This is a genomic window from Peterkaempfera griseoplana (assembly GCF_001418575.1).
GTDB lineage: Bacteria > Actinomycetota > Actinomycetes > Streptomycetales > Streptomycetaceae > Peterkaempfera > Peterkaempfera griseoplana.
This window is the reverse complement of record NZ_LIQR01000210.1, coordinates 1-15,917: the sequence shown is the minus strand read 5'-3', so window position 1 is coordinate 15,917 and position 15,917 is coordinate 1. Positions and strand designations below refer to the sequence as shown.

16 protein-coding genes and 1 riboswitch are annotated in these 15,917 nt (G+C 74.5%); of the genes, 9 read left to right on the top strand and 7 right to left on the bottom strand.

The window, feature by feature from the left end:
• Positions 1–94: 94 nt before the first annotated feature.
• The 3 genes from bioD to bioB form a co-directional block, all read right to left on the bottom strand.
• Positions 95–847: a dethiobiotin synthase gene (gene bioD, locus AOK09_RS16865; RefSeq protein ID WP_055588033.1), complete on the bottom strand. Its 753-nt coding sequence runs from the start codon at positions 845–847 to the stop codon at positions 95–97.
• Positions 848–918: 71 nt separating this feature from the next.
• Positions 919–2,238, bottom strand: coding sequence for an adenosylmethionine--8-amino-7-oxononanoate transaminase (locus AOK09_RS16860; protein WP_055588032.1), 1,320 nt, complete (start codon positions 2,236–2,238; stop codon positions 919–921).
• Positions 2,238–3,449, bottom strand: coding sequence for a biotin synthase BioB (gene bioB / locus AOK09_RS16855; protein WP_055588031.1), 1,212 nt, complete (start codon positions 3,447–3,449; stop codon positions 2,238–2,240). Before bioB ends, AOK09_RS16860 begins: the two co-directional genes overlap by 1 nt.
• A gap of 228 nt (positions 3,450–3,677) precedes the next feature.
• Between bioB and AOK09_RS16850 the strand changes: the two genes are divergently transcribed.
• Positions 3,678–4,652: a hypothetical protein gene (locus AOK09_RS16850; RefSeq protein ID WP_157875922.1), complete on the top strand. Its 975-nt coding sequence runs from the start codon at positions 3,678–3,680 to the stop codon at positions 4,650–4,652.
• A 162-nt stretch (positions 4,653–4,814) separates the two neighbouring features.
• Here AOK09_RS16850 and AOK09_RS16845 read toward each other — a convergent pair whose 3' ends face one another.
• Positions 4,815–7,322, bottom strand: coding sequence for a DEAD/DEAH box helicase (locus AOK09_RS16845; RefSeq protein ID WP_055588029.1), 2,508 nt, complete (start codon positions 7,320–7,322; stop codon positions 4,815–4,817).
• Between the two features lie 375 nt (positions 7,323–7,697).
• Between AOK09_RS16845 and AOK09_RS16840 the strand changes: the two genes are divergently transcribed.
• Complete coding sequence (locus AOK09_RS16840; protein WP_079063130.1) at positions 7,698–8,900, top strand: 8-amino-7-oxononanoate synthase; 1,203 nt, start codon at positions 7,698–7,700, stop codon at positions 8,898–8,900.
• 78 nt (positions 8,901–8,978) lie between these two features.
• Here the strand turns inward: AOK09_RS16840 and AOK09_RS16835 are convergent, their stop codons facing one another.
• From AOK09_RS16835 to AOK09_RS16825, 3 genes are all read right to left on the bottom strand, one after another.
• Positions 8,979–9,533 carry a C40 family peptidase gene (locus AOK09_RS16835; RefSeq protein WP_079063129.1) on the bottom strand — a complete coding sequence of 185 codons (555 nt, stop codon included), beginning with the start codon at positions 9,531–9,533 and terminating at the stop codon, positions 8,979–8,981.
• A gap of 3 nt (positions 9,534–9,536) precedes the next feature.
• Positions 9,537–9,671, bottom strand: a riboswitch (cyclic di-AMP (ydaO/yuaA leader).
• Between the two features lie 527 nt (positions 9,672–10,198).
• Positions 10,199–10,504 (bottom strand): hypothetical protein, encoded by a 306-nt coding sequence (locus tag AOK09_RS16830; RefSeq protein WP_055588028.1) that lies wholly within the window; start codon positions 10,502–10,504, stop codon positions 10,199–10,201.
• Between the two features lie 8 nt (positions 10,505–10,512).
• Positions 10,513–11,103, bottom strand: coding sequence for a ClpP family protease (locus tag AOK09_RS16825; protein WP_055588027.1), 591 nt, complete (start codon positions 11,101–11,103; stop codon positions 10,513–10,515).
• 53 nt (positions 11,104–11,156) lie between these two features.
• Here AOK09_RS16825 and AOK09_RS16820 point away from each other — a divergent pair, with 53 nt between their 5' ends.
• The 7 genes from AOK09_RS16820 to AOK09_RS16790 form a co-directional block, all read left to right on the top strand.
• A complete protein-coding gene (locus tag AOK09_RS16820; protein ID WP_055588026.1) occupies positions 11,157–11,441 on the top strand; it encodes a type II toxin-antitoxin system Phd/YefM family antitoxin in 285 nt (94 codons plus the stop codon).
• Positions 11,442–11,581: 140 nt separating this feature from the next.
• Entirely contained in the window at positions 11,582–11,884 is a 303-nt protein-coding gene (locus AOK09_RS16815) for an urease subunit gamma (protein ID WP_055588025.1), read from the top strand.
• The gene (locus AOK09_RS16810) at positions 11,881–12,207 is read left to right on the top strand and encodes an urease subunit beta (protein WP_055588024.1); all 327 of its coding nucleotides are present in this window, start codon (positions 11,881–11,883) and stop codon (positions 12,205–12,207) included. The genes AOK09_RS16815 and AOK09_RS16810 overlap by 4 nt, the downstream gene beginning before the upstream one ends.
• The gene (locus tag AOK09_RS16805; protein ID WP_055588023.1) at positions 12,200–13,936 is read left to right on the top strand and encodes an urease subunit alpha; all 1,737 of its coding nucleotides are present in this window, start codon (positions 12,200–12,202) and stop codon (positions 13,934–13,936) included. The genes AOK09_RS16810 and AOK09_RS16805 overlap by 8 nt, the downstream gene beginning before the upstream one ends.
• A 21-nt stretch (positions 13,937–13,957) precedes the next feature.
• A complete protein-coding gene (locus tag AOK09_RS16800; protein ID WP_055588022.1) occupies positions 13,958–14,629 on the top strand; it encodes an urease accessory protein UreF in 672 nt (223 codons plus the stop codon).
• Entirely contained in the window at positions 14,619–15,320 is a 702-nt protein-coding gene (gene ureG, locus AOK09_RS16795; RefSeq protein ID WP_055588021.1) for an urease accessory protein UreG, read from the top strand. Before AOK09_RS16800 ends, ureG begins: the two co-directional genes overlap by 11 nt.
• Positions 15,317–15,917: urease accessory protein UreD (locus AOK09_RS16790; protein WP_055588020.1), on the top strand; the 601-nt coding region annotated here is incomplete at its 3' end. The genes ureG and AOK09_RS16790, both read left to right, overlap by 4 nt.

The following is a 15,917-nucleotide window of genomic DNA, read 5'->3' as shown; positions in this document are numbered from 1 at the left end:
GCCGGGCCCGTTGCCAGCACACACTGGACAGCCGCCGGTACCACGGCCGGGCTCCCGGTACCGCCGGGCCACACCCGCCCGCGCCCTGGAAGCGTCAGCCCACGGCCTGCGGCAGGGGCGCGGCGTGGCCGGCGGTGAGGCCGGCCGCGTCCCATGAGCCGCCGAGCGCGGGGGAGAGGGCGGCGCGGGCGGTGTCGAGGAAGGCGGGGCCGCCGAGGGCCGCGCAGCCCTCGGGGAGGGCACCGATCAGCGGTGCCCCGGTGACGGCCGGCAGATCGGCGAGGTTGCAGCGGGACGCCAGGTCCGGCTGGGCGGGCCAGGCGCCGACGACCACGCCGAGCAGCGGGAGGCCGCGGTGGCGCAGCGCCTCGGCGGTGAGCGCGGCGTTGTTGAGGGTGCCGAGTCCGGCCGGGGCGACGGTCACCACATCGACGGGCAGGCCATGGTCGGCCATGGCACGGACGGCGTCGGCGAAGGTGTGTCCCTCCTCGTCGTAGCGGACCAGCAGCCCACCGGCGCCCTCCACCAGCACCAGGTCGTGGTCCGCCGACAGCCGGGCGGCCTCCGCCGCGATCCGCCGGGGGCCGACGGCGGGCCTGGCACAGCGGCGGGCGGCGGTGTCCGGGGCCAGCGGCTCCGGGTAGCGGGCCAGTTCGCGGCGGGTCAGCGGCCCGGCCAGCCGTGCCACCTCGTCCACATCGCCCGGTTCGCCCGGCTCCACCCCGGTCTGGGCGGGCTTCAGCACCGCGACCCGGCGCCCGGCGTCCAGGGCCAGCGCCGCGATCGCCGCCGTGACCACGGTCTTGCCGATCTCGGTTCCGGTGCCGGTGACCGCGAGTACGCCCATCTGCTGCTCCGTTCCTGAGGGGGCCTGCTGTGTGCCCAGGCGGGACGCCGCGCGGCTCCCGCCACGGCGGGCTACCCGGCGGCGGCCGCCGCGACCACGGCCGCAGCGATGCGGGCCAGGTCGTCGTCGCCGGTGACGTACGGCGGCATGGTGTACACCAGGTCGCGGAAGGGACGCAGCCAGACGCCGTGCCGTGCCGCCGCCCGGGTCGCCGCTGCCATGTCCACCGGGTGGTCCAGCTGGACCACTCCGATCGCCCCCAGCACCCGCACGTCCGCCACGCCGGGCAGTTCGGCCGCCGGGGCGAGCCCGGCCCGCAGAGCGGACTCGATCCGCTTGACCCCGGTGCGCCAGTCCTGGTCCAGGAGGAGGCCCAGAGAGGCGTTGGCGGCGGCCGCCGCCAGCGGATTGCCCATGAAGGTGGGCCCGTGGGCCAGTACCGGCACCTCGCCGCGGCTGATCCCGTCCGCCACCCGGGAGGTGCAGAGCGTCGCCGCCATCGTCAGATAGCCGCCGGTGAGGGCCTTGCCGAGGCACATCACATCGGGCGAGACCCCCGCGTGGCCGGCCGCGAAGAGTTCGCCGGTGCGGCCGAAGCCGGTGGCGATCTCGTCGAAGACCAGCAGGACGTCATGGGCGTCGCACACCTCCCGCAGCAGTCGTAGATAGCCGGGGGAGTGGAACCGCATCCCGCCCGCGCCCTGCACCACCGGTTCCACGATCACCGCGGCCAGCTCGTCCGCGTGACGCTCCACCAGGCCGGCGAGGTGCGCGGCGTACGCCTGGTCCACGGCGGAGTCGTAGCCGGACGGCGGCTCCGCGGCGAAGACCTGACGGGGCAGCACCCCGCCCCACAGCCGGTGCATCCCGCCCTCGGGGTCGCAGACCGACATGGGGTGGAAGGTGTCGCCGTGGTAGCCGCCGCGCCAGGTGAGCAGCCGGTGCTTCTGCGGCCTGCCCAGCGAGGCCCAGTACTGCAGGCACATCTTGACCGCGACCTCGACCGAGACCGAACCGGAGTCGGCGAGGAAGACATGCTGCAGCGGCTCGGGGGTGATCTCCACCAGGGTCGCCGCCAGCCGCACGGCGGGCTCATGGGTGAGCCCGCCGAACATCACATGGCTCATCCGGTCGAGCTGGCCGCGCACCGCGGCGTCCAGCACGGGGTGGGCATAGCCGTGGATCGCGGCCCACCAGGACGACATGCCGTCGACCAGTTCACGGTGGCCCTCGGCCGGTTCGGCCAGCCGCAGCCTGACGCCCGAGGCGGACTCCACCAGGTAGGGCGTGGCGGAGCCGGGCATGGGCCCGTACGGGTGCCAGACATGGGCCCGGTCCAGCGCGAGCAGGGTGCGGGGGTCCATCGGGGTGCGCGGGTGGGGCTGCGGCATCAGGCGTTGGGCGGCAGGTCGGTACCGGCGCCGCGCCGGCGGACCTGCACCAGGTCGGTGCGCGCGGCCCCGGCGGTGACCGGCTCGGCCGTGGGACCGGCGTCGGTCGCGGCCTCCGCCGGGGCGCAGGCGGGCGCGGAGGCGGTGGCGCAGGACGACGACTCCTCCCCGCCGCACGGACCGCAGCCGCCGTGGCCCGCGGCGGCGGTGCGGTGCTGCGGCAGGGTGGTGCGGTCGGTGCCCTCCACCTCGAAGCCGGCGTCGGCGATCATGTCCAGGTCGGCCTGCCCGGCCTGGCCCTCGCTGGTGAGGTAGTCGCCCAGGAAGATGGAGTTGGCCAGGTGCAGGGCCAGCGGCTGAAGGGTGCGCAGATGCACCTCGCGGCCCCCGGCCAGGCGTACCTCCACATCGGGGCAGACGAAGCGGACCATGGCGAGGATGCGCAGGCAGCGCTGCGGGGTGAGGTTCCACTCCTTGGCCAGCGGGGTGCCCTCGAACGGGATCAGGAAGTTGACCGGCACCGAGTCCGGGTCCAGCTCCCGCAGGGAGAAGACCACATCCACCAGGTCGGCGTCGCTCTCGCCCATGCCCGCGATCAGCCCGGAGCAGGCGGACAGTCCCGCGGCCTGGGCCTGCTGCACCGTGTCCACCCGGTCCTGGAAGTCATGGGTGGTGCAGATTTCGGCGTAGTTGTCGCCGGAGGTGTTGAGATTGTGGTTGTAGGCGTCCGCACCGGCGGCCCGCAGCCGCTCCGCCTGGTTGTCGGAGAGCAGCCCCAGGCAGGCGCAGACCTCCACGCCCTCGCTCTGGCCCTTGATCGCGGCGATGGTGTCGGCGACCCGGTCGATGTCGCGGTCGGTGGGACCGCGGCCGCTGGCCACCAGGCAGACCCGCTTGGCGCCGCCCGCGACACCCGCGGCCGCGGCGTCGGCGGCCTCCTCCGGCTTCAGCCAGGTGTACTTGAGGATCCCCGCGGTGGAGCCCAGCCGTTGGGAGCAGTAGGAACAGTCCTCGGGGCAGAGGCCGCTCTTCAGGTTGACCAGGTAGTTGAGCTTCACCCGGCGGCCGAACCAGTGGCGGCGCACCCGTCCGGCGGCGGCCACCACGTCCAGCAGTTCCTCGTCGGAGGTGGCGAGTACGGCGATGGCCTCCTCCCGGGTGGGGAGCTCACGGGAGAGACCCTTGGCGACCAGTGTGTCCAGGAGATCCATGCGCCAGATCCTGCCGCCGTAGGCCGCAGCCGCGCCAGAGCGAAACCTGCCAGAAGATCGGAGCCCCGGTTTGACCGGTTGTCACAGGCCCGGCGCGGACCGTAGTGACGCAGGTCACCGCCGTGCGAGGGCAGGTGAGGGCCGTACGGGGGACCACCGGGCCACGAGGCCGCCGCGAGGGGCCACCCCCATGGCCGTTCATGATCCCGACGCATAGACTCCCGTGCCATGACACAGCAGGGGGAGGGCATCGCCCCGCACCGCGACCCGGCGCCCGCCGCCACTCCGGCCGCGCCCGACGAGCCGGCGGCCGCCCGTACGGACGCCGCCCGTACGGATGTCGCCCGGGCGGCGGCAGCGCCGACAGGGGCCACGCCCACAGGGTCCGCCCGTACGGAGGCACCCGGGGCCGGAGCCGTGGGGGCGGCGGCTTCCGGGACAGCGACCGCGGAGCCGGCCGAGGCCCGGCCCGGCACCGCCGCGGAGGTGCCCGGACCGTCCGGGGGCGACGCGGAGAAGCCCCCGTCCTCGCCGAGGATCTGGGCGGCGCTCGCCGGTGTGATCGTGGTGGGCCTCGGGGCGGCGCTCTGGGTCGACAGCTCGGACGGCGGCATCCTCGGCAGCTCCCAGGACGCGACCGGAGTGGGGGCCGCGGCCGGCCCCGGCCCGGCGTCGGTCTCCTCCGCTGCCCCCGACGCCTTCGGTGTCGAGCGCTACTTCCCCACCGACCGCACCATCGACGAGGGCGCCGCCGCGGCCCGCCGCACAGCCTCCCGGCAGGGCACCGCCTGCGCCGACGTGGTGCTGGGCGCGACCGCCACCCGGCTGGCGCACATCGGCGGCTGCGAGGGCTACATCGGGGCCACCTACACCCGCGCCGACGGCATCGTGCTCACCACGGTCACCGTGCTGCGCTTCACCGACGAGAGCCGGGCGCGCAGGGCCGCCGGTCTGCTCGGCGGCCGGGCCGGGGACGTCACCTTCGACCTCCCCGAGGACCCCGCCCAGGACGTGGTCCCGCCGTTGCCGCCCGCCGCCGAGGCGCAGTTCAGCCGGGTGGCGGCGGTGCAGGACTATGTCACCGTCACCAGTTCGGCCTTCCGGGACGGCCACAAGCCCACCGCCGCCCCGGAGGCGGACCAGCTGGCCGACGCCACCCGTGCGGTCGCGCACACCGCGGGCGCCCGCTTCATGTGGTTCTGACGGTTCCGGCGGGCCCGGCGCGAGGGCGGGGACGGCCCGAGGAGGCCGTCCCGTACCGCCCTGAGCGCGGGCCGGCCGACGGGCCGTGGCGCCGAGGGCCGCGGCCCTCGGCCGGGGCCGCCGGACGCCCGCCGCGGCCCTCGGCCGGGACCGCCCGCCGCGCTACAGCCGGTCGACCGCGGTCACCCGGACCACCGCACGGCCCGCCTCGTCCGAGGCGGCCAGGTCCACCTCGGCGCTGATGCCCCAGTCGTGGTCGCCCGCCGGGTCGTCGAAGATCTGGCGGAGCCGCCACAGCCCGCGCTCCTCCTCGATCAGCAGGAGCTTGGGCCCGCGCGCGTCCGGGCCGGTGCCCAGGTCCTCGTGCTCGTCCCAGTAGCCGTCCATGGCGTCCGCCCAGCGGTCGGCGTCCCAGCCGAACTCGCCGTCCAGCTCGCCCAGTTCGCTGTACCGCTCCAGCGCGGCCAGCTCCACCCGGCGGAACATCTCATTGCGCACCAGCACCCGGAAGGCCCGGGCGTTGGCGGTGACGGGGGTGGTGCGCTCCTCGATGGCCACGGTCCCGCCGTCCTCCTCGTCCACCGGGTTGGCCAGCTGCTCCCACTCGTCCAGCAGGCTGGAGTCGACCTGCCGCACCAGCTCGCCCAGCCAGGCGATCAGGTCCTTGAGGTCCTCCGTCTTGACCTCCTCCGGCACGGTCTGCTCCAGCGCCTTGTACGCCCCCGCGAGATAGCGCAGCACCAGGCCCTCGCCGCGGGCCAGCTCGTAGTGGCCCACGTAGTCGGAGAAGGTCATGGCCCGCTCGTAGAGGTCGCGCGCCACCGACTTGGGGCGCAGCGGGTGGTCGCCGATCCAGGGGTGGGCGCGCCGGTAGACGTCGTAGGCGTGGCTGAGCAGCTCCTCCAGCGGCTTGGGGTAGCTGATCTCCTGGAGCCGCTCCATCCGCTCCTCGTACTCGACCCCGTCGGCCTTCATCGCGGCGACGGCCTCGCCACGGGCCTTGTTCTCCTGGGAGGCGAGGATCTGCCGGGGGTCGTCCAGGGTGGACTCCACCACCGACATCACATCGAGGGCGTAGCTGGGCGACGCCGGGTCCAGCAGCTCGAAGGCGGCCAGCGCGAAGGTGGAGAGCGGCTGGTTGAGGGCGAAGTTCTCCTGGAGGTCCATGGTGAGCCGTACGATCCGGCCCTCGGCGTCCGGCTCCGGCAGCCGCTCGACCACTCCGGCGTCCAGCAGGGAGCGGTAGATGGCGATGGCGGTGCGGATGTGGCGGCGCTGGGCCGGGCGTTCCTCGTGGTTGTCGGTGAGCAGCCGACGCATCGCCTCGAAGGCGTTGCCGGGCCGGCCGATCACCGAGAGCAGCATGGCGTGGCTGACCCGGAAGCGGGAGACCAGCGGCTCGGGCTCGGCGGCGATCAGCCGCTGGAAGGTCTCCTCGCCCCAGTTGACGAAGCCCTCCGGGGCCTTCTTGCGGACCACCTTGCGGCGCTTCTTGGGATCGTCGCCGGCCTTGGCCAGCGCCTTCTCGTTCTCCACCACATGCTCGGGGGCCTGGGCCGCCACATTGCCGACGGTGTCGAAGCCGGCCCGTCCGGCGCGGCCGGCGATCTGGTGGAACTCCCGGGCCCGCAGCAGGCGCACCCGCTGGCCGTCGTACTTGGAGAGCGCGGTGAACAGCACGGTGCGGATGGGGACGTTGACCCCGACGCCCAGGGTGTCGGTGCCGCAGATCACCTTGAGCAGCCCGGCCTGCGCCAGCCGCTCGACCAGCCGCCGGTACTTGGGCAGCATGCCGGCGTGGTGCACCCCGATCCCGTGCCGGACGAAGCGCGACAGATTGCGGCCGAACCTGGTGGTGAAGCGGAAGTTGCCGATCAGTGCGGCGATGGCGTCCTTCTCCGCCTTGCTGCACATGTTGATGGACATCAGCGACTGCGCCCGCTCCACCGCCGCCGCCTGGGTGAAGTGGACCACGTACACCGGAGCCTGACCGGTCGTCAGCAGCTCCTCGAGGGAGTCGTGCATGGTGGTGCGCCGGTAGTCGTAGTACAGCGGCACCGGCCGCTCGGCCGACTTCACCACGGTGGTCGGCCGGCCGGTGCGGCGGGTCAGATCTGCCTCGAACCGCCGGACGTCGCCCAGCGTCGCCGACATCAGCAGGAACTGCGCCTGCGGCAGCTCCAGCAGCGGCACCTGCCAGGCCCAGCCCCGGTCGGGCTCCGCATAGAAGTGGAACTCGTCCATCACCACCTGGTGGATGTCCGCCCGGTCGCCGTCCCGCAGCGCGATGTTGGCCAGCACCTCCGCGGTGCAGCAGATCACCGGAGCCGTCGGGTTGACACTGGCGTCGCCGGTCATCATCCCGACATTGGCGGTGCCGAACATCTTCACCAGCTCGAAGAACTTCTCCGACACCAGCGCCTTGATGGGCGCGGTGTAGAAGGTACGCTCCCCGCGCGCCAGAGCCGTGAAGTGCGCCCCCGCCGCGACCAGGCTCTTTCCTGAGCCGGTCGGTGTGTTGAGGATGACGTTCGCCCCGGAGACGATCTCGATCAGCGCCTCCTCCTGATGGGGGTAGAGCGTGATCCCCCGCTCCTCTGCCCAGGCGGCGAAGACTTCGAAGAGAGTGTCGGGGTCGGCGCTGCCGGGCAGCTCGTCGATGAGGCTCACCGCCCCATACTGCCTGGTCGGCCCGACCGCGGGCAAAGCTCGGCCGGTACGGACCGCAACCCGCGGCGGTGCGCGGAAGGGCGGCGCCCCGGCACCGCAGGCTCACCACCCGGCCGTCCGGCCCGTCCGGGGAGCCGTGGCGGCGCCGCGGGCCGCGGTCACCGCACCGCCGGACGGGCGGGCCGGTGGAGATCCGGCGGCACCGGGCCCGTCCGGCCGGCCCGTACCCACCTGGCCCGTCCGGCCCCGTCCTGTGCACGGCCACGGCCCCGCCCCCGGCGGTGACCGCGGGCGCCGGAGCGCGCCCGGAGGCGCACTCCGGCGTGATCCAGAACGCGTTGCCGCCGGGCGCCGCGCCGTGCCAGAGTGCCCGGCATGGCCCACCCCACCGCGACCGCAGCCTCCCCACGCCGCGAAGTCCCCGACCCCGGGGCCGTCTTCGACTGGCTGGACCGCAGCGCGGCGCAGCGCGCCGCCGCCGGGCTCACCCGGACCCTGCGCAGCCGCCCGGCCGACGACCCGGTGCTGGACCTGGCGAGCAATGACTACCTGGGGCTGGTCCGCCACCCGAGGGTGACCCGGGCGGCTGCGGACGCGGCGCTGCGCTGGGGCGGCGGGGCCACCGGGTCCCGTCTGGTCACCGGCACCACCGAGCTGCACACCGAACTGGAACAGGAACTCGCCGATTTCTGCGGTACCGAGGCGGCGCTGGTCCTCTCCTCCGGCTACGCCGCCAACCTCGCCGCGCTGACCGCGCTGACCGGCCCGGGCACCCTGATCGTCTCGGACGCCCACAACCACGCCTCGCTGATCGACGGCTGCCGGCTCTCCCGGGCGGAGGTCCGCCCGGTGCCGCACCGGGACCCCGGCGCGGTACGGGCCGCCCTGGCCGGCCACGACGGCGGACCCGCCCTGGTCGTCACGGACTCCCTTTTCTCGGTGGACGGCGACGCCGCGCCGCTCCCCGAGTTCTCCGCCGTCTGCCGGGAGCACGGGGCGGCGCTGCTGGTCGACGACGCCCACGGCCTCGGCGTGCTGGGCCCCGGCGGCAGCGGCGGACCCGCCGGCTGCGGTCTCGCGGGGGCGCCGGACACCGTGGTCACGGTCACCCTGTCCAAGTCGCTGGGCTCCCAGGGCGGAGCGGTCCTCGGCCCGCGCCGGGTGATCCGGCACCTGGTCGAGACGGCCCGCACCTTCATCTTCGACACCGGCCTGGCCCCGGCGGCGGCGGGGGCGGCGCTCGGGGCGCTGCGGCTGCTGCGCGAGGAGCCGCAGCGGGCGGCTCGCGCCAGGGAGGTCGCCCGGGAGCTGTCGGGCGGGCTCGCCGCGGCGGGCCTGCTCACCGCGGTACCGGACGCCGCCGTGGTGTCGGTGCGCGCACCCTCCCCGGAGGCGGCCGTGGCCTGGGCCGCCGACTGCCGGGCCGCCGGAGTGGCGGTCGGGTGCTTCCGGCCGCCGTCCGTCCCCGACGGGCAGTCCCGGCTGCGGCTCACCGCTCGCGGCGACCTCACGGCGGAGCAGATCGCCTTCGCCGTCGGTGTGATTTCCCGTACCGCGCCGGAGAATGCCCGCGGATAACCGGGAGAGGCTGCCGGAAACCGCACCGCCTTACGCCGTTCGGGCGGTGGCGTACGGCGGTGCGGCGTTCCGCCGGGATCAGCCGATACGGCCGTACCAGACGTTCTTGGTCCAGATCCTCTCCAGCCGCACCCGGGCTCCGCTGTGCGGGGCGTGCCAGATCCGGCCGGACCCGGCATAGATGCCCACGTGGTAAACCCTGGTGCCCTGGTGGAAGAAGACCAGATCCCCGGGTTCACGGCTGGACCTCGCGATGTGGTCCGCCTTGTTGTACTGCGCCTGGGCGGTGCGCGGCAGTTTCCGGCCCAGTTTCCTGTAGGTCCACATCACCAGTCCGGAGCAGTCGAAACGGGTGGGTCCCGCCGCTCCGTAGACATAGGGCGCGCCTTTCTTCGCCGCTGCGATCCGCAGCGCCTTGCCGGACAGCGTGGCCGCCTCCGCCTGGGTGGTGAGGCCGGGCGTGAGGCCCGCCCCCGCCACCGCGGCGGCGGTCAGTACGGCGGTCGCGCCGACCCGGTCGATCAGCCGGCCGCGCTGGGCTCCGATGCGCCGCCCCTGGTGGGACGGGGTATGACTGCCCTCCTCGGTGCCGCCCGGCGGTACGGGGGCATGGCTGGGGGGTGTCGCAGACATACGAAGTCCTTCCGGAACCGCCTGCGAAAGATGACCTGTCGGATTCGGGCACCGAAAGCTGCCCGGCCACCGAAGTGGCTTCACCCCAAGGGGCGGCGCCGATCCCCGCCGCGGCTGTCGCCGCGGCGCAGGTCGCGCACCCCACCGTGCTCGGGTCTCCCGCTCCCGCCGAAAACGAGCTCGCGCCTGGCGTCCGGGTCGGTGGCGGAATTAGGCGTCCGGCCGGACCGCCCCGCCACGGTGACGGGGACTTGTCGCGTTCGGCGGCCAGTATTGGCAGATTTCTGATCGGTCTTCATCTCGGGGCAGGCGTTTGTGACTCTTGTCACCCGGTCGAACGGAAGTCGGAGACCACGTTCCGGGACCCCTTTCCCCACGCTTCGACAACAGCCGTCCACAGCCCGGGAATCTGCCTTTCACCTGCGCATTTCCACCCCTTCCGGAGAGATCGCACCGGGTTGTCGCGATGATCTCCGGAGGGCTCCGGAAAGACCTCGGTTACCGCATCCGGGGGAGGTGACGGCTCATCTGGGCGACACGCCGTGACCGAGCCCGGACGGGTGGTCCCTTCACCCGTCCGGGGCGCGGAGCGCGACCGCCCCGCAACCGATCCGTGGTCGACGCGTTGTCAGGGGAGCTTCGGCCGAGCGGCTCGTGACCGGCAGTCAGCCATCGGCCGGCGGCAGTCCGACCCGGCCGGTGCGGCGCTCCCCGTCGAGCACCCGCAGCGCCCGCTCCAGCGTCGCCGCGTGCAGCTCGTGCTCCCCCCGCTCGTGCATCCGTACGAGCGCGTCCCGCAGCTCGGCGGCCTTCACCGCCAGGGCCTGCGCGGCCCGCAGGCTGCCGTAGGTGTGCCGGCCGCGGGCGGGGTTGACCCGCCCCAGCAGGTCGGCCACCTCCAGATAGAGATCCACCACCTCGGCCTCCGCCCGGGTCAGGGCGGGCAGCGGCGCCGAACGGTCCCCCTGCACCGCGCCCCCTACCGCGCGGCCGGAGCGGAGCCGCCGCGCAGCCGCTCGGCCACCCGGTCGGCCACGCCGTACCCGACCGCCTCCGCGGCCTCCAGGGGACGTCCGCGCTCCAGGTCGGCGGCCACCCGCTGCGGTGTCCGGCCGCAGTACCCGGCCAGCAGCTCCACCATCCGCTCCCGGGCGCGCTCCACCTGCCGGGCGTGGATCTCCAGGTCGGCCGCGCGGCCGCGCAGTTCGGCGGCGGGCGGCTCGCGCAGCAGCACCGTCGAGCCGGGCAGCACCAGCCGCCGCCCCGGGGTGCCCGCCGCCAGCAGCAGCGCCGCCGTTCCCTCGGCCCGGCCGGTGCAGACCGTCTCGACGTCGGGGGAGAGGTGGCGCATGGCGTCGTGCACCGCCATCACCGCCTCCAGCGGCCCGCCGGGGGAGTTGATGTACAGGCTCACCGGCCGGTCCGGCGCGGTGTGGTCCAGCTCCAGCAGCTGCGCGGTGACATCGGCGGCGGCCGTGTCGTCCAGCGGGCCGCGCAGGAAGACGATCCGCTGCTCGTGCAGCAGCCGCTCATAGGGGGACGGTACGGGGCTCCAGGGCGTCCGCTGCACGGTTCGCCACCTCCCGGGTGCGTACAGAATGTACAGAACGTTAGAATGACAGCATGCCCGCCGAGATTCCGGTCACACAAGCCCGAGCCGCGATCGCCGACCTGGTGAACCGTGTCGCCTACGCGGGCGAGCGCATCGCACTGACCCGCCACGGCCGCACCGTCGCCGCGCTGGTCTCCGCCGAGGACCTGGAGCGGCTGCGCGCCCTGGACGCCGACCCGGCCGCTGCCGCCCGCGCCGTCTCCGAGCTCTCCACCAGGGCTCCGGCACTGCCCGCACGCCCCTTCGGCATCGCCGCCCGCGACCCGCAACGGCCCGCGACACGCCAGGACCTCTGACCAGCGGCGCCACTCGTCCGCTACGGTGTCCCGCACGAGTACGTCCTCCCGGGCGGACGGCCGCCGCGCCGTGCCCCGGGAGTGCCATCGCGGCACAACGGCGTGTCCGCGCCCTCCGACGCGATCCGAGGTGCGCACCCGTGAGACTCACCCCGCACGAGCAGGAACGCCTGCTGATCCATGTCGCCGCGGACGTGGCCCGCGCCCGCCGCGCCCGCGGACTGCGGCTCAACCACCCCGAGGCGGTGGCGCTGATCACCTCCCACATCCTGGAGGGCGCCCGCGACGGCCGTACCGTCGCGGAGCTGATGCAGTCCGGACGCACCGTCCTCACCAGGGAGGACGTCATGGACGGCATCCCGGAGATGATCCCGGACGTCCAGGTCGAGGCGACCTTCCCCGACGGCACCAAACTCGTCACCGTCCACGGACCCATCGCATGACCGCCCCCACCGGTGTGCCCGGGGAGATCCTGCACGGCGAGGGCCCTGTCGCGCTCAACCTCGGACACCCCGTCACCCGTCTCACCGTGGTCAACGGAGCCGACCGGCCCGTACAGGTCGGCTCCCACTACCACTTCGCGGAGGCCAACCCCGGTCTGCACTTCGACCGTGCCGCCGCCCGCGGTCTGCGGCTCAACATCCCCGCCGGCACCGCGGTGCGCTTCGAGCCCGGCATCCCCGCCGAGGTCGAGCTGATCCCGCTCGGCGGCCGCCGCGAGGTGGCCGGGCTGCGGGGAGAGACGGGAGGCCCCCTCGATGCCTGACCCGCACCCCCTCACGCCCGCCCTCACCGTCACCCGGGCCCGCTACGCGGACCTCTACGGCCCGACCGCCGGGGACCGCATCCGGCTCGCCGACACCGACCTGCTGATCGAGGTGGAGCAGGACCTCGCCGCCGGTGGGGACGAGGCGGTCTTCGGCGGCGGCAAGGTGATCCGCGAGTCCATGGGCCAGTCCCGGGCCAGCCGCGCCGACGGTGCGCCCGACACCGTCGTCACCGGCGCCGTGGTGCTGGACCACTGGGGCGTGGTCAAGGCCGACGTCGGCATCCGGGACGGCCGGATCACCGCACTGGGCAAGGCCGGCAACCCGGAGACCATGCACGGCGTCCACCCCGGCCTGGTGATCGGCCCGGAGACCGAGGTGATCTCCGGCAACGGCCGGATCCTCACCGCCGGGGCGATCGACGCCCATGTGCACTTCATCTGCCCGCAGCTCGCCGACGAGGCCCTGTCCAGCGGCGTCACCACCCTGGTGGGCGGCGGTACCGGCCCGGCCGAGGGCAGCAAGGCCACCACCGTCACGCCCGGCGCCTGGCACCTGGCCCGGATGTTCGAGGCCATGGACGGCGTTCCGCTCAACATCGGCCTGCTGGGCAAGGGGAACACCGTCAACAGTCAGGCCCTGCACGCCCAGCTGCGCGCCGGAGCGCTGGGCTTCAAGATCCATGAGGACTGGGGCGCCACCCCGGCGGTCATCGACGCCTGCCTCACGGTCTGCGAGCAGACCGGCGCCCAGCTCGCCCTGCACACCGACACCCTCAACGAGGCCGGGTTCGTCCAGGACACCCTGGCCGCCATCGCCGGACGGGGCGTCCACGCGTACCACACCGAGGGCGCGGGCGGCGGCCACGCCCCCGACATCATCACCGTGGTCTCCCAGGCCAACATCCTGCCCAGCTCCACCAACCCGACCCGGCCGCACACCGTCAACACCGTCGAGGAGCACCTCGACATGCTGATGGTCTGTCACCACCTCAGCCCCGCTGTCCCGGAGGACCTGGCCTTCGCCGAGTCCCGGATCCGCCCGTCCACCATCGCCGCCGAGGACCATCTGCACGACCTGGGGGCCATCTCCATCATCAGCTCCGACTCCCAGGCCATGGGCCGCATCGGCGAGGTGGTGCTGCGCACCTGGCAGACCGCCCATGTGATGAAGCGGCGCCGCGGGGCCCTGCCGGGCGACGGCAGGGCGGACAACCACCGGGCGCGTCGCTATGTCGCCAAATACACCATCAACCCGGCCGTCGCCCAGGGCCTGGACCATGAGATCGGCTCCGTGGAGCCCGGCAAACTCGCCGACCTCGTCCTGTGGACACCCGCCTTCTTCGGCGTCAAGCCCGACCTGGTGATCAAGGGCGGCCAGATCGCCTGGGCCCAGATGGGCGACGCCAACGCGTCCATCCCCACCCCCCAGCCGGTGCTGCCGCGCCCGATGTACGGCGCCACCGGCCGCGCCCCGGCCGCCAACTCCGTCAACTTCACCGCCCAGGCGGCCCTGGAGGACGACCTGCCCGGCCGCCTCGCCCTCGGCAAGCGCTTCACCGCCATCCGCAACACCCGCGGCGTCACCAAGGACCACATGGTGAACAACGACGCCCGCCCCGACGTCCGGGTCGACCCCGACACCTTCACCGTCAGCATCGACGGCGATGTGGTCGAGCCCGCCCCCGCCGCCGAACTCCCCATGGCGCAGCGGTACTTCCTGTTCTGACCCGCACCCCGGGGAGGCACCGTGCACACCGCCCTGCTGATCCTCACCGACGGCCGCTTCCCGGCCGGCGGCCACGCCCACTCCGGCGGCGCCGAGGCCGCCGTCCAGGCCGGCCGCATCCATGACACCGCCACCCTGCACGCCTTCCTCACCGGCCGCCTGCACACCACAGGCCTCACCGCGGCGGCGCTCGCCGCGGCAGCGGCGGACGGCACCGACCCGCTCGTCCTCGACGACGCCGCGGACGCCCGCACCCCCTCGCCCGCCCAGCGCGCCGCCTCCCGCCGGCTGGGCCGTCAGCTGCTGCGTGCCGCCCGCACCGCCTGGCCGCACCCCCGGCTCGACTCCCTCGCCGCCGCCCGCCCCAAGGGCGCCCACCAGCCCGTCGCCCTCGGCGTCACCGCCCGAGCCGCGGGACTCTCTCCCGAGGACGCCGCGGCAGCCGCCGCCCATGAGAGCGTGAGCGGCCCCGCGACCGCCTGCGTACGGCTGCTGGGCCTGGACCCGCACCAGGTCGCCGCCGTCCTCGCCCGGCTCGCCCCCGACGTGGACGCCGTCACCGCCGCCGCGGCCGAGGCCGCCCGCCGGGCCCGCACCCGCGGCCCGGACGAGCTGCCCGCCGCCTCCGCCCCGCTGCTCGACCGCTACGCCGAGCAGCACGCCTCCTGGAAGGTGCGACTCTTTGCATCGTGACCACGCCGACGACCTCGACGGCGCCCTCCCCGCCCGGCACAGCTACCACACCCCCGACGGCCGCCGCCGCGCGCTGCGCATCGGCCTCGGCGGCCCCGTGGGCTCCGGCAAGACCGCGACCGTCGCGGCACTCTGCCGCGCACTGCGCGACCAGGTCTCCATCGCCGTCGTCACCAATGACATCTACACCACCGAGGACGCCGAGTTCCTGCTGCGCAACGCGGTGCTGCCCCCGGAGCGGATCACCGCGGTGGAGACCGGCTGCTGTCCGCACACCGCCATCCGCGACGACATCTCCGCCAACCTGGAGGCGGTGGAGGAGCTGGAGGACGCCCTGGGGCCGCTGGACCTGGTCCTGGTGGAGTCCGGTGGGGACAACCTCACCGCGACCTTCAGCAAGGGGCTGGTGGACCACCAGATCTTCGTGATCGACGTCTCCGGCGGCGACAAGGTCCCCCGCAAGGGCGGCCCCGGCGTCTCCCGCTCCGACCTGCTGGTGATCAACAAGACCGACCTGGCGCCGCTGGTCGGCGCCGACCTCGAGGTGATGGCCCGCGACGCCCGGGCGCAGCGCGGGGAACTGCCCACCGTCTTCTGCTCACTGGCGGCCGCGGACGGCATCGCCCCCGTGGCCGCCTGGGTCCGCGCCCGGCTCGCCGCCTGGCAGGCCCCCGCCGGCCTCGCCGGATGACCGTTCCCGCCTCGGCCGTCAGCGCCACCGCCCGGATCACCGCCGTGCCCGACGGCCGCGGCGGCACGGCGCTGCCGCTGTTCGCGGGGGACGGCCCGCTGGCGCTGCGCCGCGTCCGGGGACCCGCCGGGCCGGCCGTCGCCGAGGTCGCCGTGGTGGGGGCGATGGCCGCGCCGCTCGGCGGTGACCGGCTGCGGATCACCGTGGAGGTGGCGGAGGGGGCGTCCCTGCGGGTCGGCTCCGCCGCCGCCACCGTCAGCCTGCCGGGCCGCGGCGGGGCCCCCGCCCACTACGACCTGGAGCTGCGGGCCGGGCCCGGAGCGCAGCTGGACTGGCGACCCGAGCCGCTGGTGGCAGCCGCCCGCAGTCATCTGCTGCTGACCACCCGGGTGGAGCTGGCGGCCGGGGCGGATCACCTCGCGGACGACCGTCCGCTACGACGGCTGCACCGTTCTGGACCAGCAGACCGACCTGGGTCCCGGCGCTCCCGGCTGGGACGGCCCGGCCGTCCTGGCCCAGCATCGGGCCTTCGGCCAGCTGCTGCTGGTCGGCTCCGGTTCGCAGCCGCCCGCCCCGCCTGCCGAGGCGGACGCGGTC